This window comes from Pleurocapsa minor HA4230-MV1 (genome assembly GCA_019359095.1).
Lineage (GTDB): Bacteria > Cyanobacteriota > Cyanobacteriia > Cyanobacteriales > Xenococcaceae > Waterburya > Waterburya minor.
On sequence record JAHHHZ010000036.1, the window covers coordinates 330,162 to 351,530 of the forward strand.

18 protein-coding genes are annotated in these 21,369 nt (G+C 40.3%); 11 read left to right on the forward strand and 7 right to left on the reverse strand.

The features are described 5' to 3' along the window. The first annotated feature begins 101 nt into the window (after window positions 1-101). The 3 genes from KME09_25505 to KME09_25515 all read left to right on the forward strand — a co-directional run bounded on the left by KME09_25505 (window position 102) and on the right by KME09_25515 (window position 3,100). Window positions 102-299, forward strand: coding sequence for a hypothetical protein (locus tag KME09_25505; GenBank protein MBW4537296.1), 198 nt, complete (start codon window positions 102-104; stop codon window positions 297-299). Next, on the forward strand, window positions 296-2,365 hold the full coding sequence (locus tag KME09_25510; GenBank protein MBW4537297.1) for an AAA family ATPase: 2,070 nt from the start codon (window positions 296-298) through the stop codon (window positions 2,363-2,365). The genes KME09_25505 and KME09_25510 overlap by 4 nt, the downstream gene beginning before the upstream one ends. Window positions 2,366-2,470: 105 nt before the next feature. After that, entirely contained in the window at window positions 2,471-3,100 is a 630-nt protein-coding gene (locus KME09_25515) for a hypothetical protein (GenBank protein MBW4537298.1), read from the forward strand. A 44-nt stretch (window positions 3,101-3,144) separates the two neighbouring features. On the opposite strand, the gene KME09_25520 is transcribed toward KME09_25515, so the two are convergent. The 4 genes from KME09_25520 to KME09_25535 form a co-directional block, all read right to left on the reverse strand. Then, window positions 3,145-4,362, reverse strand: a complete 1,218-nt coding sequence (locus KME09_25520) for a DUF1501 domain-containing protein (protein MBW4537299.1) — start codon at window positions 4,360-4,362, stop codon at window positions 3,145-3,147. Window positions 4,363-4,387: 25 nt separating this feature from the next. Beyond that, window positions 4,388-5,866 carry a DUF1800 domain-containing protein gene (locus KME09_25525; protein ID MBW4537300.1) on the reverse strand — a complete coding sequence of 493 codons (1,479 nt, stop codon included), beginning with the start codon at window positions 5,864-5,866 and terminating at the stop codon, window positions 4,388-4,390. Between the two features lie 675 nt (window positions 5,867-6,541). Then, complete coding sequence (locus tag KME09_25530) at window positions 6,542-7,783, reverse strand: VWA domain-containing protein (protein ID MBW4537301.1); 1,242 nt, start codon at window positions 7,781-7,783, stop codon at window positions 6,542-6,544. Window positions 7,784-7,885: 102 nt separating this feature from the next. Continuing rightward, entirely contained in the window at window positions 7,886-8,674 is a 789-nt protein-coding gene (locus KME09_25535; GenBank protein MBW4537302.1) for a glutathione S-transferase family protein, read from the reverse strand. A 315-nt stretch (window positions 8,675-8,989) separates the two neighbouring features. Between KME09_25535 and KME09_25540 the strand changes: the two genes are divergently transcribed. Beyond that, the gene (locus KME09_25540) at window positions 8,990-9,607 is read left to right on the forward strand and encodes a Uma2 family endonuclease (protein MBW4537303.1); all 618 of its coding nucleotides are present in this window, start codon (window positions 8,990-8,992) and stop codon (window positions 9,605-9,607) included. A gap of 13 nt (window positions 9,608-9,620) precedes the next feature. Here KME09_25540 and KME09_25545 read toward each other — a convergent pair whose 3' ends face one another. Then, window positions 9,621-10,064, reverse strand: coding sequence for a PepSY domain-containing protein (locus tag KME09_25545; protein ID MBW4537304.1), 444 nt, complete (start codon window positions 10,062-10,064; stop codon window positions 9,621-9,623). A 289-nt stretch (window positions 10,065-10,353) separates the two neighbouring features. Here KME09_25545 and KME09_25550 point away from each other — a divergent pair, with 289 nt between their 5' ends. From KME09_25550 to KME09_25575, 6 genes are all read left to right on the forward strand, one after another. Continuing rightward, window positions 10,354-10,581 carry a DUF2281 domain-containing protein gene (locus tag KME09_25550; GenBank protein ID MBW4537305.1) on the forward strand — a complete coding sequence of 76 codons (228 nt, stop codon included), beginning with the start codon at window positions 10,354-10,356 and terminating at the stop codon, window positions 10,579-10,581. A 190-nt stretch (window positions 10,582-10,771) separates the two neighbouring features. Next, a complete protein-coding gene (locus tag KME09_25555; GenBank protein ID MBW4537306.1) occupies window positions 10,772-11,890 on the forward strand; it encodes a succinylglutamate desuccinylase/aspartoacylase family protein in 1,119 nt (372 codons plus the stop codon). Between the two features lie 25 nt (window positions 11,891-11,915). Continuing rightward, window positions 11,916-12,863, forward strand: coding sequence for a GTPase Era (era, locus tag KME09_25560; GenBank protein MBW4537307.1), 948 nt, complete (start codon window positions 11,916-11,918; stop codon window positions 12,861-12,863). Window positions 12,864-12,992: 129 nt separating this feature from the next. Next, window positions 12,993-13,259, forward strand: a complete 267-nt coding sequence (locus KME09_25565) for a MoaD/ThiS family protein (GenBank protein ID MBW4537308.1) — start codon at window positions 12,993-12,995, stop codon at window positions 13,257-13,259. Between the two features lie 613 nt (window positions 13,260-13,872). After that, window positions 13,873-14,961: a glycosyltransferase family 4 protein gene (locus KME09_25570; GenBank protein ID MBW4537309.1), complete on the forward strand. Its 1,089-nt coding sequence runs from the start codon at window positions 13,873-13,875 to the stop codon at window positions 14,959-14,961. A 57-nt stretch (window positions 14,962-15,018) separates the two neighbouring features. Beyond that, window positions 15,019-17,412, forward strand: a complete 2,394-nt coding sequence (locus KME09_25575) for an amylo-alpha-1,6-glucosidase (protein ID MBW4537310.1) — start codon at window positions 15,019-15,021, stop codon at window positions 17,410-17,412. Window positions 17,413-17,621: 209 nt separating this feature from the next. Here the strand turns inward: KME09_25575 and KME09_25580 are convergent, their stop codons facing one another. Continuing rightward, a complete protein-coding gene (locus KME09_25580) occupies window positions 17,622-18,452 on the reverse strand; it encodes a fatty acid desaturase (protein ID MBW4537311.1) in 831 nt (276 codons plus the stop codon). A gap of 241 nt (window positions 18,453-18,693) precedes the next feature. Here KME09_25580 and KME09_25585 point away from each other — a divergent pair, with 241 nt between their 5' ends. Continuing rightward, window positions 18,694-19,917, forward strand: a complete 1,224-nt coding sequence (locus KME09_25585) for a methionine gamma-lyase family protein (protein ID MBW4537312.1) — start codon at window positions 18,694-18,696, stop codon at window positions 19,915-19,917. 37 nt (window positions 19,918-19,954) lie between these two features. Here KME09_25585 and KME09_25590 read toward each other — a convergent pair whose 3' ends face one another. Continuing rightward, the gene (locus KME09_25590) at window positions 19,955-20,869 is read right to left on the reverse strand and encodes a hypothetical protein (protein ID MBW4537313.1); all 915 of its coding nucleotides are present in this window, start codon (window positions 20,867-20,869) and stop codon (window positions 19,955-19,957) included. Window positions 20,870-21,369 lie beyond the last annotated feature (500 nt).

A 21,369-nucleotide genomic window follows, 5' to 3' on the forward strand; every position in this document is an offset into this window, starting at 1 on the left:
TTTTTAAGTTGCTATAATTTGTAGCGACTGCTTCACTTTGATGATTAAGGGAAAAAACATTTAGCCAGCTTCAACCAATTTGAAGACAACTTAAATTATTTATGAGCAATCTATTTAATCATAATCAGCAATTAAATTCGGATTTAACTTCAATTCAAGAACCGATCGCCAATGCCCCAACCGAAGTCAAGCAGGTAATTGAACAGGTTTTAAAGTTAGAGAAAGACAAGCTTTATTTAAAAACTCCCCGTAATATTAATGATGATATTCTAAATATTATTAAACACGTTGTGCAATGAAGTTAAATTACCTGCAACTGTGCAACTTTCGCCAGTTTTATGGCAAAACCCCACAGATCAAGTTTGCCAGCGGAGCAAAAAACACTACTGTAATCTATGGTAATAACGGTGCAGGGAAGACTTCAATTCTCAATGCTTTCACCTGGGTGCTTTACGAGAAGTTTACCGCAGCTTTCGCTTTACCAGAATTATTAATTAATCAAAGATCTTTAGTGGAAGCACCACCAGAAAAAGCGGTAGAATGCTGGGTTGAGCTACAGTTTGAACGCGATCGCCAGATTTATCAATTGAAGCGCAAGTGTTACGCCACCAGAAATGCTCAACATGAGGTTAGCTACACTCAGGCTAATTTATTTATGTTAGTAGCGGGAGATGATGGACGTTGGTATCCGCCTTTAGAGTCGCCAGAGGATATAATTAACCGCATTTTACCCGCTAGTTTGCATCAGTATTTTTTTTTCGACGGGGAAAGAATCGATGGTTTCTTTCGTCAGAATCATAACTCGACTATTGCTGAAGACACCAAAGAGTTATTAGGAGTCAAGGTTTTAGATCGGGGAATTGAACATTTAAAAAAAGCTAAAAGGAGTTTACAAGAGGAGTTGGCAGAATTAGGCGACGCTCAAACCAAGCAGCTATTGAGAGAAGAAATCAAGCTAGAGCAAGATCTCGAAGCGATTAAAAAACTGATTACCAAAATCACCAGAGAAGTAGCTGAGTTAGAACAACATAAAGCAAATTTATCACGACAGCTATTAGAAATTAGTGGTGTTAATGAAATTCAAAAGCTTAAGCTCAAGTTAGTCAAACAGCAGAAATTAATTAAGCAAAATCTACTTCAAAGTAAAAAGGAACTGAAAAGGTTATTGTCGCAGGATAGTTATGTAGTATTTCTCCCAGAAATCGGCGATCGCTTTTTAGACTTATTGCAAACATTACGCGATCGCGGACAGCTTTCGAGTGGACTCAAACAAGAATTTATTCAGCAACTATTAGATCGACAGTCTTGTCTTTGTGGTGAGACTCTTATTCCTGAGACAGCAGCATATAACAGTGTCAAGTCATGGCTAGAAAAAGCGGAATTAAAAAACATCGAAGAATCGGCAATTCGGTTAGAGACACAGGTAAACACAATTAAATCTCAGTCGGCTGATTTTTGGCAGCAGCTAGATCGACAACAGACAGAAATTAAGCAGCAGTATCTTGAACTTAATCGCCTTGAAGCCGAGACAGAACAGGCTAATAAACAACTAAATAACTATCCCAATCGAGATTCCCAACAGCTACAGCAAAATATCGAGGCGATTGAAGAGAAAATTAAAAGTCTAGTCTTAGAACAGGGTGAAAACCAACAGCAACAGAGCGATCGCATTAAGCAATTAGAACAATTAAACCAACAGATCGCCCGACATCAACAAACCGAGAATAAACAACAGTTGGCTCAAACCAGAATTGCCGTTACAGAAGAAGCGATCGCTAGACTGCATGAAGTGAGAACCCGTCTGGAGCAACAGTTTCGCCTGGCTTTGGAACAAAAAGTGCAAGAAATTTTTAGCTTTATCTCCTTTACGCCTTATATTCCTCAACTGAGCAGCGATTATAAATTAACCCTAAGCGAAAATACTTCAGGGATCGCCACACCTGTGGCTGCATCAACGGGAGAAAACCAAATATTAAGCCTATCGTTTATTGGTGGCATTATCGATCGCGTGAGGCAATGGAGCGAGGGCAATAGTTTATTGGGATATGATAGCAGTACTTTTCCGATTGTGATGGATTCTCCTTTCGGCAGCCTAGATCAAATCTATCGTCGACAGGTAGCCAAAGCAATTCCTCAGCTAGCCAACCAACTAATTATTCTAGTGACTAAAACTCAATGGCAGGGAGAAGTAGAAGAGTCAACACAATCATTGGTTGGACAAGAATATGTGTTAACCTATTATTCCCCAAAACAGAACTGTAAGCCAGATCGTCTCGAATTAAACCGACAAAATTATCTCTTGGTTCAACCCAGTTTGAGTAATTTTGAATATACTGAAATCGTTCTAGTCAACAGTGCAGATTAGTAACTATTTCTCACAGTGATGACCGTAAAACTTAGGTTATAACTGTGTAAACAGATTGTTATTTTGTACAACAGCTATAGGGGCAGATATAGGAGTGAAGGAAAAATGCTTTTCTTAGATCATACACAGGTACAGTATTGCAAAATACAAAGCGGAGATCAGACATTATCGGGCTTAATCTATAACCAAAATCTGTTTATTAGAGAAAAAGCTTTCCCCAAGGAAGAAATAGAAGCAGCCATTAAAGAATGCCGCGAAGAATATCTAGATCATGAAGAGAGATCGCAGATTGCCACCTTACTAGTAAAAGGCAAAAATAGCGTTGGCATCTGGATGCAAAATAACAAGTATAAAGCTAATATTATTCCTGGTTCTAGTGAGCAAACGACAGCAAAACCTCAATCGTCCGCTAATAATGCCCAAGCCAAGGGTAATGCTCAAAGAATTAGTATCAGAGAGTTAGCGAGTAATATGCATTCAGAACGAGGCGTAGAAATTAAAACCCGACGTCATAAACTAATGCTGTTTCAACGGTGTTTTCTCGGTAATGAAGCTGTCGATTGGATCGTCGCTCAGGTAAAAGTATCGAGAGAAGATGCGATCGTTTTAGGTCAGAAAATGCTCGATAAAGGCATTTTTCAACATGTTTCTAATGAACATCAATTTAAGGATGAACCTATTTTCTATCGTTTCAATGAGGATCAGGGTAAAAGTATTTGGAACAGTTCGATGTGACATCCTCCCAGCGTGGGACTTAGCCTGACATTTCAGTTAAAAATCTAAACCAAGAAATTGATTTTATTAGCCAGGTGAAAATTGGGGAAAACTTGATTTAGGCGATCGCTCGGAACAGATAAGTGCTGGTGGAGAATTGCTGAAAATATTTCTCGAAAGTCGGTGGTAACTGGCAAATCTCGGTTTTGCTCTATTGCCGACTCGCCTAAACCCAACCACTCGCCATAGACATTACCGCCACGTACTGCCCCTCCTAAAAGCCAAATTACGTTGCCGTATCCGTGGTCTGTTCCTTTATTACCGTTTTCTCTCACCGTTCTGCCAAATTCTGAGATCACCGCAATTACAGTATCGGCAAAAATTGGCTCTAACCCATGAGCTAAAGTGGCTAGACCTTCCCCCAGAGAAGGCAACAAGCGTTCCAAAAGAGGATTTTGATTAACATGGGTATCCCAACCACCAATTTGCATAAAGGCTAATTGCGTCTGAGCATTGCCCACCATCAGTTTTGCCACTTCCACAGCGTCATCGACAAAAGCATTAACCCGTTTTGCTCCTCGTGAAGCCTCGATCATCTCTTGAGCTAACTCCGACATAACTATATCTCTAGCTTTACTCCCAGTTTGGTAAGCCTGACTCAAAGGATCGCTGCCACTATACAACTGACTAAAAGCTTGGCGGACAGCAAGATTATCGCTGGGAATTGGTACGGCGGAATTCAATCCAGGTTTGAGACTAGCGATCGCCATTTGACCCTTGAGAATATAAGGAGTAGTCACCCCAACATTAACAGCCTGAGTGGGTCGATCTTGAGGTAGTTGAGCTAGCAGTCGATTCATCCAGCCATCAGGGGTATCTTTTACGCCAGGAGTACCATTTTCCCAATAATCTTGAGCCTGAAAATGCGATCGCTCCAGTACGGGAGAACCACTAGCATGGACAAAGGCTAATTGCTGGCGATTCCAGAACGGCATCAGCTCTTTGAGTTGGGGATGTAAACCAAAAAAGCCATCCAGATCGAGCGTCCCCTGGGGCTGCTGTGGATAGGGTATGGCAATCGTTGGTCTGGCTTCATAATATTCTGCCTCTTGGTGGGGAATCACCATGTTTAAGCCATCAACAGCACCTCTAAGAAAAACTACCACTAGACGCTTACGGTTTTTGCTATTTACCTGTTGCGCCACCCAGCTATTACAACCGATGGGGAGTAACATTCCTCCTGTTGCTAAACCTGCCGCCGTTAAAAAATTTCTTCTGCGCATATTTTTTGCTTTTTACTCAGTTGTTTTAGCGATACATTGCTTCGGGACTTCCCATCATCAAGGCAGTACGCAGCTTGACAGGTGTTTGCTCAATTACTTCTTTGGTGTGGGGAGAAAATGCGCCTAAATTTTGTGCCAATTGTTGGATTTCAACTCGGCTGTTTTTATTTAGAACGCCATTGGCGATCGCTCTGGCAAAACCTGTTCGTTGTAACATTGCTTGGGGATTTAACCAAACTGATTGAGTATTGCTATATCCATTAGGAGCTATACATCCATAGGTGGGCATTGATAGCTGAAATAGCATCCCGCGTAATCTTTTGAGGTTAGGCTGTTGAATCTCTCCCAATCGCACCAAGGAAATCAAATACTGGTAAGGGGTTTTAAACTTTTGGCCAAAATACTGAGGATCGTTGAATTCCTGGCTGTGAATTAAAGCATCCATAACTAGCTGGATATTCCCCTGACTATCCAGAAACTTCTTGGCTAGGTGGTTAACTAATGATTCGGGGGGTCGATCGGCGACAAAATATTGCGCTAGCTCATAACTAATGTGATGGGCAGTTGCGGGATGATTTGTCAGGATTTTTAAAGCTGCTTCGCCTTCCTTAACACCGTCAGCAGGAATTTGCTGTCCCAAAAACACTTTATCTTGGCGATCGTGACGGCTAGCAAAAAAGAAAAAGCCTTGTTGTTCTCCCTTTTTCCCCGAACGATCCGTACTCCAACCAGTAAATATTCGAGCCAGAGCAATTACATCATCCTGACTATAGCCTCCCTCTACTCCAAGAGTATGTAACTCCATTAACTCACGAGCATAATTTTCATTTAGACCCCTGTTGTGCTTTTTGCCTGCGGGGCTATCTGGCGCAGTATTCATTTGATTATCTAAATACATGAGCATCGCTGGATGTTTTGCTGTCGCCAATAACAAATCATAGAAGTTGCCTAAAGCATGAGTCCGAATTTGATTTTCATAGTCGTATAACCAGAACTTAACCGCGTCTTTCTGAGCGTAAACATTAAAGTGATTGAACCAAAAATCGACCATCACTTCCTGTAGCTGACGATTAGAGTAGATTGCCCTAACTAGATGAGCATCCGCAACTTTGTTAATCGTGCTGGTATTTAGTTTTGCGATCTCTTGCTGAATTTCTTGCTGTTGTTCACTTGATAGTTGGGAATTTTTGAGCTTTTTGCGTAGGGCAGTAGCATTTTGATTCAGTTCGATTGGATTTTGGTTAATTGAACCAAGCTGGGCTAAATAGTCTTCTAGTCGGGAAGATTCACTCATAGATTGAGGCTTAAGCTGAGACTGAATATAAGCTTCAATTCCAGTTTTAGCAACCTGTTCTAACTGGGCTGAAGTTGTGCCAAAGCTCAATCTAGACAAGACATGCCGTTGATGATTTGGGGATTCACTAGCTGCAACATAATCTAGCGAATTTAACCAAAACGAGCTTAAAATTATGCTGATAAACCAGCTAAATAGCTTACTGACCATAGATCTACAACTAATTTTATTAAGCATCGTAGTTCTCCTCAAAACCAATTTTAAGTATTTGTAAGTATTAGATTTAATACGCTTTTCCCTAAAGGATTAGCTCCTACGTCGCGTCACAAATGAGTAGACCACAACAATGAAATTCAAATAAGAGCTAAAAGCTAAAAGCTAAAAGCTACGAACTAATTCATTAAAAACATAGTCTATTCAAATGAAAGCGGCTGTAATACCCAGACTGCGATCGCTAAATTATTTAGTTAGACGAAGTTCTATTAACAAAAGTTGCAAATATGAGTCGTTTTAATAAAAAAAATTAATTATTAGATAGTATTTGAATAGATATAAAATCAATTTAGAAACTATTTATTCTAAGTTTTGCTCGATCCCCAACTATCATTACTAAATCCTGTAGTTTCTAATTAATATCTGTATTATTTAACCTGACAAAAATATTTAGGAAAATTAAGCTCATGAAAGTTTCTTCGGATTTAAGTCAATCAATTATATTCGCTCTACTTCTTGCTTTTAGCAGCGTAGCTGTAATTTTGCTAATGTCGCTGGTTGGTGGTTAGATTTAATTTAATAGTTTTTAAATTGCTGAAATTACATCCAGACAAATTATCTAATTAAAACGATTAAACACTGTACTATGATTAAAACATTTTGCAGTGTTTTTTAGTCTTTGATAATTGTTTTAGAAACCAATCGCGTTTTTTTGCGATCGCCTTGGGATAAATCTTTACCGATCTGGAGTCGAGTTGCGTTGGTTTGCAGGATCGTTGCACCTGCTTTGTCTCCGAGTTGTAGAGCAGTTTTGGCAGCAGTTTGTAACATTGTAGCTGCCCCAGCGCGATCGCCATCTTGTAACTTAGTTTCCGCAATTTGGGTTTGACGATATTTAGCTAAAGTCAAAATATGATTTTGGACTTCATCGCTGGGTTGAGCCTGATATGAATCTTGAGATTCTAATTCAATCGCCAGAACATCGGAGTGGAGATTTTCTTGGTTAGTACTAGGATCGTCGTACTTCAGCTGAACCGCTGCAATTTTATGGGTGCCTGGAGACAACTGATTAAGATAAAGATTAATTAAAATTACCCGTGGTCGATCCATCATCAGATCTCCCAAGCGAACCGTGAAGTAATTACCTTCTAAGTGAATTGGTAGTTCAATTGTTTCAGGGGCTACCTGTGCCACTGGCTTTAATTCAGCCAGACGAACTTTAGGCATTAACTCCACCGTTAAACAACTGTTGGTTAAACCGACAGACTGAGCGCGGTTAAAAAGACGCTCAAACTCAGTCACTGCTTCATTTGGCTGTTCAATATAGACTAAAGTTCCTTGAGCTAAATCGGCGATTTGTTCCAAAATATCCTGATTCCAATGCTCACCAAAACCCAAAGTATCAATGGTTACGTTATATTCAGCCGCTAATTCTGCCAGTTTCAGACAGCGATTATTATCACCGTGTTCATTTTCGCCGTCGGTTAATAAAAAGATGCGGGATACACAGTGCAGGTTGTGGGCAGCTACTTCCTTGAGTCCTAAGCGTAATCCTTCATCAATAGCAGTTCCACCATCCGCCACCATCAGCCGAATTTTCTGTTTAATTGGCTCAACATCCATTACCTTTTGGTTTGGCACAATCACCTTTGCCCGATGATCGAACGTCACCACGCTAATACGATCGTTAGGCTTGAGTTTTTCGATCAGATTAATAGCAGCCTCTTTAACCATTTCTAATGGTTTTTCTGACATTGAACCACTGCGATCTAAAACTAAGCAGAGATTTAGAGGTAGTTCTGTTGTCTGGTCATCAGGAATAGCGGAGATTGCCAGAGAAAGTTGACGTTGACTACTATTTAACCGAGCATCAATATTGGCATCACTAAGGTAAGACTGTAGACCGACTCTCATGGCTGTAAAGGAATATAGAAGTTATGATTCTATAATATGACTCGATCATCATTGTATTGCCAAATAAAAAAGGGGCATTAATACCCCTAAAAACTTTAATAATTAATCAATGCTGATGGAAGTAGGTGCAGTACCAGTAGGAGGAAGACTAGAACCTCGGCGAAAATCTGCATAGAGGCGATCGCGCCAAGCAAAGAAAGGTTCAAACGTAATATTATCAGCTAATCCAGGAATACCCTTGCCCTTGAGGGGATCGGGAATATTGAGATAAGAACCGACGGGAAACTTCAAGTAAATACTCAATCCTGCCACAGCAAAATCAGCTAAAGTTGGCGTATCTCCCGTTAAATAAGCTTGGTTTTGCAAAATTAGACATAAAGCTTCTAAATCTTGAGTTAAACCTTTTTTGGCTGTTTTAACGGCATCTCCACCAAAGCCAACCCCTGTTCCTAACACCTCTAAAACCTCGCCAGGAATAGCTCCTATAGCAGTTTTAACTAAATCGGGAGTGTTATCTGGTAACAAAGAAGTCCGAAAATTCTGATTTTGATTTAAAGCACCGATAAAAGCCTTGCGCGCCTTTAAACCGATTGAAACATCTGCCCACTCTTCAATTAGCAAACACTGTCCCTTAGCCAAGGAATCTGTGGGTAGGATTGGGCGTTCGGGATACTTGCGTTCCAAATACAAAGCAATTTCTGTCGAGTCAGCAACATAAGTACTGCCGTCTTTGAGAACTGGTACTTGGCGACTACCTGACTTTTGCATCAGTTCAATCTGACCAACTCCAGGAGTAACTTCGATTTTACGATACTCTAACTGTTTGTAATCTAAAATTAGACGAACTTTTTCAGTATAGTGAGATAACTCAAATTGATATAGCTCTAACATTAAAACTCCTTATAATCAGATCGACTCTTTTGATCTTTAATTTACCTTGTTCTAACAATTGATGTCATCTTTCTCAAGTCTAGACTGTTTTCAACTAATTATAATGTGGGGAAATTTACTAGATCTTGAAAAGGCTATAACAAAGCAAAGCATCAACTCGACCATAAGCAGGAATATTGTAAGCATTTCAACATCTCCTGGTCTCATGCTCTTTATCATTGGAACGTTTGGCAACATTTTTATCCTTACTTTGATGTAAAGGAGGTTTAAAATTATTAAAATTAAAAGTACCAAGTCTTTACAGAACTAGAGTTGATGAAATTACCTGTTAAACCAACTTCAGCACTAACCTTAGAAGAATTTTTGCAATTACCAGAAACTAAACCAGCAATTGAATATTATCTTGATGGGCAAATTTACCAAAAACCTATGCCACAAGGCCAACATAGCACTTTACAAATTGAATTAGCATCTGCTGTCAATCAAGCAGGAAAAGCGCAAAAATTAGTTTATGCCTTTACAGAATTACGCTGTAGTTTTGCAGAACAATCGATAGTACCCGATATAGCTGTTTTTGAATGGCAAAGAATTCCTTTAGATAAAAATGGTCGTATTGCTAATAGATTTGAATTAGCTCCAGATTGGATCGTTGAAATCCTTTCTCCCGACGGGCGGCACAAGCTCCCGAATGCGATTCGGGAGACGCGCCCTCAACAATCCGCAAATAAGGTCATTCGTAAAATTACATTTTGTCTCAAAAATGACACAAAATTAGGCTATTTAATCGATCCTGATGATGAATCAATTACAGTTTTTCAACCTAACCAATTACCAGAAGTAAAAGATAAGCAGGATATCTTACCCGTTTTAGATGTGTTGAATAGTTGGCAACTTACAGTTGAAGATGTCTTCAGTTGGTTGAATTTTGTCTAAGCTCGATCTCTTACTAATTACGTCTAGTGTGAATTCTGCTATATGTGCTATTTTCAGTAACCTTTTGAGGACGACGACGCAAGCGATACATCACTAACCCAGTGAAAAATAAAATAGTGGGTGTTAAACCAACAAATACGTAAAGAATACGAGTTGGTAAACCGCCAAACGTGCCGTAGTGTATAGGAACAAAAGCATTTAAAATGCGATCGCCCAATTGAGCCTTCTTACTATTAATTACGTGTAGCACTTTGCCACTATAGCGATCGATGTCTACTTTATTGGCCAAATATTGCGCATCTTGGGGTTGCTTTAGGTAGACAGTAAAAACTGCATCGGGTTTAGTGGGGACAGAAATAACACTAGGCTTGGCTTCTGGAATAGTTGCGATCGCTGTAATATTACTTAGAAAGGCAATGATAAATAGTAAAGCAATCTGCAAACGTCTTGTATCCATAATGTTAACCTCTAATTGTTAGTAAAAACATCTTTAAAACTTGACAGAAACTAAACCAATTACAGAAAAAGGTGAGCCTGGTTCATTAGCATTGGTTCTGCTATTTTGAGTAGTGATAACAAGCTAAATTGAACTAAATAAAAGCTATCTTTGATTAATTGCACTTTTTTGATTCTTATTAGATTAGATTAAATTATTTTGAATTGCGAGTGATTAAGAAATAAGTAAAATTAACTGGCTTGTTGGGCATTGTCTAAAATGGAAGTACGATTTTCAGGAGATAAAAATTATGAATCCCATTACTATTGACGAAGCTGCCCAAAAGTTACCAGATTTAATTGATGCAGCACTACGTGGAGAAGAGGTCGTTATTATCAAAGATGGCTCGGTGGTAAAATTAATTCCAACCAATTCTGTTAAGCGTTATCCTGCTCAAGCTGGTAGTGCGAAAGGTCAAGTCTGGATGTCTGATGACTTTGATGAACCACTGGAGGAATTTAAAGAATACATGGAATGAGATTATTACTAGACACCCATACATTTATTTGGTTTGTTACAGATAGTCCACGACTAAGCACGACAGCCAAAGCCTTCATTGAGGATGAATACAATGAAAAATTACTTCGTAAAAGAGATCGCTAACCTGAATGAAGCAAGTTTGAATAAAATAAGGGCTGGTTCTATATTATTAAACCGCTACATCAACGATGCTCATTCCTCAAATTTCTACCATTGATTTACTCAAGTTAGCTTCTGGTGATGTGTTATCTCTACAGATCTATAAGTTTAAGGGCGATCGCCCTGGTAAAAAAGCTTATATCCAAGCAAACCTCCACGGGGCGGAAATTGTCGGTAATGCGGTGATTCAGCAGCTAATTGAATATTTAACGGCTTTAAATGCTGACCAGTTAGTAGGAGAAATTTGGTTAGTACCTGTGTGTAATCCTTTGGGGGTTAATCAGCGATCGCATTTTTTCTCTACAGGTAGGTTTAATAGCTACGATGGCAAAAACTGGAATCGTATTTTTTGGGAATATAAGCCAGAAGCAGCAGATTTGACCAAATTTGCTCAGTCTCAGCTAAATAAACCCCTAGAAGAGATTCGTCGTAATTATCTAGCGATGATCGAACAAGCTTGGGGAGCAGAATTAGACCGCATTAGCTTACCCCGCAGTGTTCCCCTCAGCCGACAATATCGCTATCAGCTACAGTCTTTATGTCTGGATGCCGATTATGTAATTGATATTCATAGTTCTAGTAATCAAGCGATCGACTATACTTTTGGTTTTAAAGAAAGAGTAGAAAGCATCAAATATCTCTTGCTGGAATATGGCGTGTTGATGGATGAATATGACGGCGATGCTTTTGATGAGGCATTTCTTAAGCCGTGGCTAGCCTTAGAGCAGGAATTAGCTAATTTAGGTCAAAAAATCCAGTTTGATATTGAAGCCTGGACTTTAGAATTGGGTGGAGGAATGGCGATCGATCCCAATTCTGTCGCTAAGGGATTCAGGGGCATTAAAAACTACCTCGCCTATAAACAAATGTTGCCTGGAGTCATCAATAAGACAGAAACCACCTTAGTATCAAAACAGAAAATAAATAGTTATTACGCCCCGACAGGGGGAATGATTCAGTCTAGATTACCCTTGGCAACTAAAGTAGAGCCTGGAGAGCAAATTTATCAGTTGCTCAGTTTTAATAAGCAGGGAACTACGCCAGAAATTATCAACGTTCAGGCTGAAACTTCAGGAATAGTCTTTGATATCTCGACTAACCAATGTGTTAATCAAGGAGAATACGTAATGGACATTCTCGATTGCTAACTTACCTCTTACTTTTTACCTCTTCATGGATTCCCCAGAAAATATCGATAGCCTAGTTCCGACAATTCCCATCGCCCCCCCTGATTTCAAATCGGGTTTTATTGCGATCGTCGGCAGACCAAATGTGGGCAAGTCCACTTTAATGAATCATTTAATTGGACAAAAAATTGCCATTACTTCCCCTGTGGCGCAAACTACCCGCAACCGTTTACGAGGAATCTTAACCACCCCTGAAGCGCAAATTATTTTTGTCGATACTCCTGGGATTCATAAACCTCACCATGAATTAGGCAAGGTACTGGTACAAAATGCCAAAACAGCGATTAAGTCGGTAGATCTAGTCTTGTTTGTCGTGGATGGTTCTAGTGAGGCAGGAACAGGCGATCGCTTTATTTTTGATATTCTCAAGCGGATTGATACTCCCGTAGTTCTGGGCTTAAATAAAGTTGACCTCCAACCAAGCAACTATCAGTTTATTGATGATACCTACGCCGAGCTAATTGCCGATACTCACTGGTCTACGGTTAAGTTTTCGGCGACTACAGGCACAGGAACTTTAGACTTGCAGCAGGCTTTAATTAATCGGCTAGAAACTGGCCCTTATTACTATCCTCCAGACCTAGTTACAGATCAGCCAGAACGCTTTATCATTGCGGAATTAATCAGGGAACAAATCTTACTCCACACCCGCCAGGAAATTCCTCACTCGGTAGCCATCACCATCGAGAAAATTGTCGAGCTGCCTAAAATAACTAAGGTGAATGCCGCCATTAATATTGAACGTAGTTCGCAAAAAGGAATTTTGATTGGCAAGCAAGGTATAATGCTCAAAACCATTGGTACAGAGGCACGACAGCAGATTCAAAAGCTGATTGCTGGGAAGGTTCATTTGGAGCTATTTGTTAAAGTTGAACCCAAATGGCGACAGTCAAGGTTACGCTTAGCGGAGTTTGGCTATCAGGTTGAAGAGTAAAGGGCTTTTAGCTCTTAGCTCTTAGCTCTTAGCTTTTAGCTCTTTACTCAAGTAATCTTTTGAAGCTAAAAGCTTTTTTTGGTAATTTCATTAAGTATTGAGCATCGAATATTAAGGATTTACATAGTGATGGTTGAAGAGGAACGAAAAATTAAAGTTAAAGTTAAATTATTTGCGGTATATCAGGAGGCGTTTGGCACACCAGAACTAGATCTGACGTTATTACCAGAGACAACTGTAGAGCAGGTTTTAGCATCTTTAATTGCACAACAGCCCAAGCTAGCTAAATGGCGAGATGTTACCCGTTTTGGGATAAATTTACAATTTGTTGAATCGTCTACCGCACTACAAGATGGTGATGAGATAGTCTTGATTCCTCCTGTAAGCGGTGGTTAAACCGCGAAGCCGTTAGCTATTAGCTAGTTAAAATCCTTACATTGTCTAGTATTGCTATATCTGCGTGGAAAGCAAATAAAAAATGGCGATCGCTCTCTAAGTATTCGCAATTTTTGTTGAGTTATTATCTGGCTCTTGGGTAAATATTTTTTATTTGGGATTCTTAGATACAGAAGAGTCCAGCTTCATAATATAAGATGATGAAATTGTGCTTTGTTGCTCATTAATTGCTCAATAATAACTAATAAAAGTTAGATTCCTATTAGTTATTATGTACTTATTGAAAAGATTGAGATTTATTTCTTACTCAAAGTTTAACCATAAAATGTCTCGCTTGCAGGCTTTCTGTATCGGCGTTACCGCAAAACTCCACCTGCTCATCAAAAAATAAACTATAAAAATTGCAGTCTACATTCAGGAAGAATATTTTTTACTAATTTCTACCTTTAGAAAGAGGATTTTTTTAGTAGTCAACAGGTAGCCTAAAGCTAACAATAAATAACTGATTAATTAAATCAAAGAAAAGAAATAAACTTCATTATCTAGCCAAAAAATAGATAATGCAGCAGCCACTTTTAATTAAGATTGCCACAAATTTTTAGGAGTTTTGGAGATGAAAATTGCTCAAATTGCCCCTCTCTGCGAACGAGTACCACCTCCTGCTTATGGCGGTACGGAAATTGTAGTTAGTCTATTAACAGATGAATTGGTGCGTAGAGGTCATGAGGTTACGCTTTTTGCTTCAGGAGATTCCCAAACTTTAGCCCATTTAGAGCCTTCTTGTCCCCAAGCTCTACGCTTACTCGAAGTAAGTCCAGCAGAAATTGCAGTTTATCAAAGCCTACAGCTAGATCGAGTATTTGCCCAAGCTGCGGAGTTCGATTTGATTCACTCTCATATAGGAGAAGTGGTATTTCCCTATGCAAACCTAGTGGAAACGCCAACGCTACATACAGTTCATGGTGTTATTCCCCCTCAGATTGAACCGCTGTGGCTCAATGCTCGGCATCAAAACTTTATTAGTATTTCTAATTCACAAAGACGCAACGATCTTCACTTAAACTATGTCGATACTGTTTATAACGGTATCGATACGGGCCGATATCCTTTCTATGTCCAGCCCGATCATCCTCCCTATTTAGCTTTTTTAGGCAGAATGTCGCCAGAAAAAGGCCCGCACCTGGCAATTGAAATCGCTAAACGTACTGGCTGGCACTTAAAGATGGCAGGGAAAGTAGATCCCGTAGATCGTCAATTTTTTGAAGAGGAAATCAAACCCTTAATTGATGGTGAACAGATTGAATTTTTAGGCGAAGCTAATCATCAGCAAAAATGTCCGCTTATGGGTGGTGCGGTAGCAACACTATTTCCCATTACTTGGAATGAACCTTTTGGTTTAGTGATGGCAGAATCGATGGCAGTGGGTACGCCTTTAATAGCTATGGCTATGGGTTCGACTCCAGAAGTAATCGATGCGGGGAAAACGGGGTTTTTGTGTCACAGTGTCGAGGAATGTATTGTGGCGCTAGATCGCATCGGCGAAATAGATCGAGTTGCCTGTCGCGATCGCGTTGTCTCTAATTTTAGTGTCAAGCGTATGGTTGACGACTATGAAGCAGTTTACCAAATGTTAGCCCAGCAGCCCAGTTCCAATCATCGCGTGCCAAATTTAATTGTGGATGAAAATCGTTTATCGGCATAAAGTATGTAAAATCTAAATTAACTAAACCTTTGCTAAATTAACAATTTGTACGGTGCTATGACAGAGCCTCTCGAACTCAATGGCAAAACTTACGTCCCCGTCGAAACCTCTCCAATCCCTCAGTGGCCGTGTGTTAAAAACGAATCGAGGCTTTCTACCCTAACTCTCAAAGACGATGACATTTTCTTGGTTACGGATACCCTAGGGAATATTCCAGGCTGTTTACCAGGCGAAGCCAGCACTAGTGTCGGATTATTTTGTCAAGACACCCGTTTTTTGAGTCGTCTAGAGTTGCAAATCGATGGTCAGTTACCAATTCTTTTGAGCAGTAATGCCCGCAGTGGCTTTGCCCTTTCTATTCTCTGTGCTAATCCTCATTTAGAACAACAGCAGATTGGGGCAGAAACGATTGGCATTGAACGAGAAATTGTGATTAATGGCGGACTGTTTGAAGAATTAGAGATTACTAACTTCAGCACCAGTCCCGTTAGTTTTGAGCTTAGTTTGAGTTTTGATGCCGATTTTGTCGATCTCTTTGAAATTCGCGGTTGGGAACGCAAACAGCGAGGCAAACTATTACGTTTGATGGATGAGGCAGAAAATGTCGAGTCACAAATAATCGAAACAGAAGCTACTTTAAGCGAGAATTTAGAATCCGATGTAGAGGTAATCGAACAAGCAAGTAGCCCTTTTATTTATGAATCTCATTCCGAGTTTACTGGAGGTAAAAGCGATCGCACTCTTTTAACAGCCAAAGCAGCCCAGGATTTAGTTTTAGTCTATCAAGGTTTAGACGGTGTAGTCAGGTCGTCGTGCATTCAATTTTCGTCCCGTCAGCCTGATTACTTCAAAGGCAACACTGCTATTTGGCGTTTAGAGTTGAATTCCCACCAAACCACACACCTAGGCTATCGTGTGCAGCTACTGGCTAACAATCATTCTATTTCCAAAGTAGGCACGCCCATGACCTTGATGCAGGCAAAAGCAGCAGAGTCAATGGAGTTACAAGAATGGCAGCAACAGGTAACTACAATTCGCTCCGACAGTAGTACTTTCAATCGGTTAATTGAAAGAGCAGAGCAAGATATTTATCTCTTGCGTCAAAGTTTTGAAGACAAAAAATTCTTATCAGCGGGAATTCCCTGGTTTTCCACCTTGTTTGGTCGAGATTCAATTATTGCAGCCTGGCAAACGCTAATCCTCGATCCTCAAATTGCTAAAGATACTTTATTTATCCTCGCCGAATATCAGGGAAAAACCGCAGATCAATGGCGGGAAGAAGCGCCAGGCAAAATCCTACACGAACTACGCCTGGGTGAAATGGCGCGCTGTGGCGAAATTCCCCATACTCCCTATTACGGTACGGTAGATGCCACTCCTTTGTGGCTAATTCTCTATGCCGAATATTATGCTTGGACGGGCGATCGCGAGACGATCGAGCAACTATGGGAAGCTGCCCTCTCGGCAATGAGTTGGATCGATCGCAACTTAGGACAAACAGGATATTTAAGCTACTCGCGTAATTCTCCCAGTGGCTTGCTCAATCAGGGTTGGAAAGATTCTGGAGACTGCATCGTTAACCGCCAAGGTCAATTAGCAACAGGAGCGATTACCTTATGTGAAGTTCAAGGTTACGTTTATGGGGCGAAAATGCGTCTCTGTGCGATCGCCGATTTAATGAAAAGAACCGATCTCGCTGGCAGATGGTATCGAGAGGCTCTAGAACTCAAAAGTCGCTTTAATAAAGATTTTTGGCTGCCCGATCTAGATTACTGTGCCTTGGCCTTAGATGGGGAGGGAAAACCTGTGGATAGCATCACCAGCAATCCAGGTCACTGTTTAGCAATGGAAATTTTACAACCCGAAAAAGCGATGAACGTTGCCGAAAGACTGCGTGCGCCAGATTTATTTAGTGGTTGGGGCATTCGTACTCTGAGCAATTTATCTCCAGCTTACAATCCGATGGGCTACCATGTTGGTTCGGTATGGCCCCACGATAATAGTATTATTGCTTTGGGTTTACGCACTACCGCTAGGGAAATTCCCAGAGAATCATCTGGTTTAGTCGAGCAAACCCTCGAAGTCGCTACGGGAATTATCGATATGACTCTTCAGCAGCCCTATCTCAGACCACCAGAACTGTTTTGCGGATATGAACGAAGAGAAGAAAATACCCCCGTACGCTATCCCGTGGCTTGTTCTCCCCAAGCGTGGGCAACAGGTACGCTATTTCAACTATTGCAGGTGGCAATTAACCTTGTTCCCGATGCAGCAAACAACCGTATGCGAGTGATCGAGCCAGTTTTACCCGAATCTATTAATTCTCTTTCATTGCACAATCTGAAAGTTGGTTCGACAATACTTGACTTAGAATTTGAGCGCCTGGGCAACACCACTGCCTGTCGGGTGGCAAAAAAACGTGGCAATCTCAGGGTAGTGTTTGAAGCTTGACATCCTCCCTCAATTTATTGAGGGATTCCTAGAACAAAGCGAGTTTTGACTCCTTGCGAGATTAACGGCGATCGCCATTGAGGTTCAAAAGATTGACAAAAATCATCTAGGTCGCAAAACAATTCTTCTAAAATAAACATAGGATGGGAGTGCTGAATTATATACATTTTCAGCTTACTACTCCCTCCTTTTCTTATCCCGAACTCAGGTTAACTAGTTATTCGTTTAACTTTGTTTGGTGGCAGCTTAACATTAGTTGCCAGTCCCAAAGCAGATAAAGTTTTAATCACCATCCAAGTTAGGTCAATTTCCCACCACTCTAGACCATGACGAGCAGAATATTGAAAAGCATGATGATTATTATGCCAACCTTCACCAAAAGTAAGCAGTGCTACCCACCAACAGTTGAGGGATGTGTCGTCAGATTCATAGCTTTTATAGCCAAATTTATGAGTTGCGCTATTGACAAACCAAGTACAGTGAAACACCACTACTAGCCTGACAAAAACGCCCCAAATTACCCAGGGTAGACCGCCAAAATAATATAAACTTCCCGCTAAAATAAGCTGGATGGGAATCATCCCGTATTGACAAAATTGATAAAAGCGATCGCCTGAGATATCCTTGGTATAACGAGCAATTTTCGCGTTGGCAGGATTTTGACATAGCATCCAGCCAAGATGACTCCAGAAAAAGCCTTTCAACGAATTATGTGGGTCAGATTCTAAATCGGAATATTGATGATGAATCCGATGCAGTCCAATCCAATCTAAGGGCCCTCCCTGACCAGCTAAAGTACCGCAAAAGATTAAGCAATATTCTAGTAATCGAGGAACTTGATAGCTACGATGGGATACGAGGCGATGAAATCCCAAAGTAATACCAAATCCTGCGGTGATTACGTACAGAATAAACGCTACCCCCAGCGCACCCCAGCTAAAATTGCGGGGAAATATGGCAAATAAAGCTACAAAGTGAATTATCGCCAGGTAAATAATTGTTCCCCAAGCAGGAGGAATTTTTTCAGATGTCGCAATCATTTATAAATCTAAATCTCAACTATATGTAATTATTGATGATGTAATTCCATATATCATCTGTTAAATGGTGTAATTTCATACATCATCTATTAAGTAGCACTCGCGAAGCAACAAACATAATCAAATCTGCTGTTGGTTTTCATGCTGAATTATTAGTCAGAATATGCCATTACTAAGATAAACTGCAAAAGCATTACTCGATTGACGACTGAAACATAAATCTCAGCACTGCCTTAAAATCATGAAAACTGATCGTCTGCTTTCAGAAGCAGAAAAAGCACTAATACCGATTTTTTCTAAAATTGACGCTCAGGTCAAGCAAAATCTCAAAAAAGTTTTAACCGCCTTCCGCGATCTGCGTGTGGGAGTACAGCATTTTTCTAGTGTTAGTGGCTATGGACATGATGATTTAGGCAGAGAAACCTTAGATCGAGTTTTTGCTCAAGTCATGCAGGCGGAGGCTGCTGCGGTACGAGTACAGTTTGTTTCAGGGACTCATGCGATCGCCTGTGCTTTATACGGCGTATTACGACCAGGTGACGAAATGTTAGCAGTGGCTGGCACACCCTACGACACTCTAGAGGAAGTAATTGGCTTACGAGGTAAGAATCAGGGTTCTTTAAAAGACTGGCACATTGATTATCGTCAGCTTGAGTTAACCGAACAAGGCACAATTGATTGGTCGGGGTTAAGTAGCGCCATTACTAGTAAAACTCGTTTGGTCTTGATTCAACGTTCCTGTGGTTATTCCTGGCGACAAAGCTTATCTATTGCCGATATTCAACGAATTGTGGAGTCGGTTAAACAGCAAAACCCCCATACGGTTTGTTTTGTCGATAACTGCTATGGCGAATTTGTCTCTGAACTTGAACCAACGGCGGTGGGAGTAGATTTAATGGCGGGTTCTTTAATTAAGAATCCTGGAGGCACAATCGTCACGGCGGGGGGATATATTGCGGGGAAAAAAGAGTTAGTTGAAATGGCAGCCTGTCGCTTAACCACACCAGGAATTGGCAGCAGTGGTGGGGCAACTTTTGATCAAAATCGTCTGATGTTTCAGGGTTTGTTTCTCGCACCACAAATGGTTGGGGAAGCGATTAAAGGTAGTCATCTAATCGCTTATGTTTTTGAACAGTTAGGTTATCGGGTTAATCCTTTACCCCTAGAACCCCGTCGCGATATTATTCAGGCAGTACAGTTAGGCTCGGCTAAAAAGTTGATTGCCTTCTGTAAAGCGATTCAACAGCATTCTCCTGTAGATTCCTATGTTGAACCCATTCCTGGGGAAATGCCTGGATACGCCAGCCAATTAGTTATGGCAGGAGGCACGTTTATTGATGGTAGCACCTCCGAATTCTCCGCAGATGGCCCTTTGCGCGAACCCTATATCGCCTTTTGTCAGGGAGGAACTCACTGGACACATATTGCGATCGCACTTGAAGCAGCAATTCCCGCCATGATTTGAGGAAGATTGAACTAGATCTGTTCTCCACTCTTTGCTTTCACAAGATAATGCCATAATTATTGAGCGTAAATTTAAATTCTAAAATCAAGCGATCGCGAGTTTGAGGTACAATTCCTTTATGAAAACAGAATGGATCTTCGGCAAAACCAACCCCAGCGCGATCGCAGATAGTAATTATATTTTCATGACCGTAGTATTCTGTAATTTCGCCGTCGTTTCTTTCCCTTAATAAAGAGAATTGATGACTTAACTTTTTGTTTTGATGGCTACTTTTGACACAAACGTGACAACCATCAGCTAAATCGACATCTGTAAGATAAAACATAAATTTTACACAGGCATAATCTTCGAGATCGTAGTGAAAGCGATAAAACCCTTCAGCACGTCCTTCAGCAGGTGTGTCTTTGACAAAAGTCCACCACATCTGAGTACTAGCAAGCATTGGCTGAGTACTAAAATATTTTGCTGCAATTTCCCAAAGTTTAGGATCTGCCGCTAATTTTTTAATTGCCGCGCATTGAGACGTAGGTTCAAAATTGTAACCAAGCCGAAAATTTCTGCCATATTTTATTTCTTGCACTTTTCTATTAGCCAGTGAGAAAGGAAATCGCCAATCTCCATTTCCCTGATAAGTAGCTGTTTGAGCAAAATCTAGAATCTCTTTCAGCAGATGGGATGGAATGATAATACCTAAGTGCAAACCGTCATTTTTGAGAGTTTTAACCACCCAATCAGGATCGAGATCACAAAAGCAAGAATCTTTTTTAGCTAAATCCAAATCCAACTGCACAGTTTGTTTACTCAATCGCAACACTAAAGAACGAATAAAATGGATACGGCTAAACGCAAACATCAACAACCACTGTGGCTGCTTAAGCGAGATGGCAAAATATTGTCTAAATCTTCGTTGAAACTTTAGCCGTAGTTTTTGAGAATTAATTAGTGAGATCATCTAGTTTTCCTGAATTCTCTATGTTCTAATCACTACATGGCACTAGAATACGCTCAATGGAAATTTATTTTCGGCTTTGTCCCTATGTCTGATTTCAATCCTCAATCGTCCTAAAAAACAATCGCAATTACACTAGTTAAATAGCTATATATTAACTACTTATTTTAAATTATTCTTAAAAGCGATCGCAACTTACAGCAGTTTTCAATTGAGTAGACACGTTAATTTATCGAAGTAATGGGTAATGGGTAATGGGTAATGGGTAATGGGTAATGGGTAATGGGTAATGGGTAATGGGTAATGGGTAATGGGTAATGGGTAATGGGTAATGGGTAATGGGTAATGGGTTCTATCCAACTGAAATTCGCTGTATGTTATGTAAGGAGTTTTTTCGAGCTAAAAACTAGTAAATTAGAACGAAGGTAATTCACATTAAGCGTACATTAGTTTTAATTTCAGCAAGACAATCTTTCATTTGCTATATCTGTAGCAAATCAATA

What these genes read in the sequence shown, in the direction of transcription:
- KME09_25520 (MBW4537299.1), bottom strand. Translation starts at nt 4,362, where the DNA reads ATGCGCAGAAGAAATTTTTTAACGGCGGCAGGTTTAGCAACAGGAGGA.
- KME09_25545 (MBW4537304.1), bottom strand. Translation starts at nt 10,064, where the DNA reads ATGGATACAAGACGTTTGCAGATTGCTTTACTATTTATCATTGCCTTT.
- KME09_25530 (MBW4537301.1), bottom strand. Translation starts at nt 7,783, where the DNA reads ATGAGAGTCGGTCTACAGTCTTACCTTAGTGATGCCAATATTGATGCT.
- KME09_25525 (MBW4537300.1), bottom strand. Translation starts at nt 5,866, where the DNA reads ATGGTCAGTAAGCTATTTAGCTGGTTTATCAGCATAATTTTAAGCTCG.
- KME09_25515 (MBW4537298.1), top strand. Translation starts at nt 2,471, where the DNA reads ATGCTTTTCTTAGATCATACACAGGTACAGTATTGCAAAATACAAAGC.
- KME09_25565 (MBW4537308.1), top strand. Translation starts at nt 12,993, where the DNA reads ATGGTTGAAGAGGAACGAAAAATTAAAGTTAAAGTTAAATTATTTGCG.
- era (MBW4537307.1), top strand. Translation starts at nt 11,916, where the DNA reads ATGGATTCCCCAGAAAATATCGATAGCCTAGTTCCGACAATTCCCATC.
- KME09_25570 (MBW4537309.1), top strand. Translation starts at nt 13,873, where the DNA reads ATGAAAATTGCTCAAATTGCCCCTCTCTGCGAACGAGTACCACCTCCT.
- KME09_25505 (MBW4537296.1), top strand. Translation starts at nt 102, where the DNA reads ATGAGCAATCTATTTAATCATAATCAGCAATTAAATTCGGATTTAACT.
- KME09_25540 (MBW4537303.1), top strand. Translation starts at nt 8,990, where the DNA reads ATGAAATTACCTGTTAAACCAACTTCAGCACTAACCTTAGAAGAATTT.
- KME09_25510 (MBW4537297.1), top strand. Translation starts at nt 296, where the DNA reads ATGAAGTTAAATTACCTGCAACTGTGCAACTTTCGCCAGTTTTATGGC.
- KME09_25555 (MBW4537306.1), top strand. Translation starts at nt 10,772, where the DNA reads ATGCTCATTCCTCAAATTTCTACCATTGATTTACTCAAGTTAGCTTCT.
- KME09_25585 (MBW4537312.1), top strand. Translation starts at nt 18,694, where the DNA reads ATGAAAACTGATCGTCTGCTTTCAGAAGCAGAAAAAGCACTAATACCG.
- KME09_25590 (MBW4537313.1), bottom strand. Translation starts at nt 20,869, where the DNA reads ATGATCTCACTAATTAATTCTCAAAAACTACGGCTAAAGTTTCAACGA.
- KME09_25575 (MBW4537310.1), top strand. Translation starts at nt 15,019, where the DNA reads ATGACAGAGCCTCTCGAACTCAATGGCAAAACTTACGTCCCCGTCGAA.
- KME09_25535 (MBW4537302.1), bottom strand. Translation starts at nt 8,674, where the DNA reads ATGTTAGAGCTATATCAATTTGAGTTATCTCACTATACTGAAAAAGTT.
- KME09_25550 (MBW4537305.1), top strand. Translation starts at nt 10,354, where the DNA reads ATGAATCCCATTACTATTGACGAAGCTGCCCAAAAGTTACCAGATTTA.
- KME09_25580 (MBW4537311.1), bottom strand. Translation starts at nt 18,452, where the DNA reads ATGATTGCGACATCTGAAAAAATTCCTCCTGCTTGGGGAACAATTATT.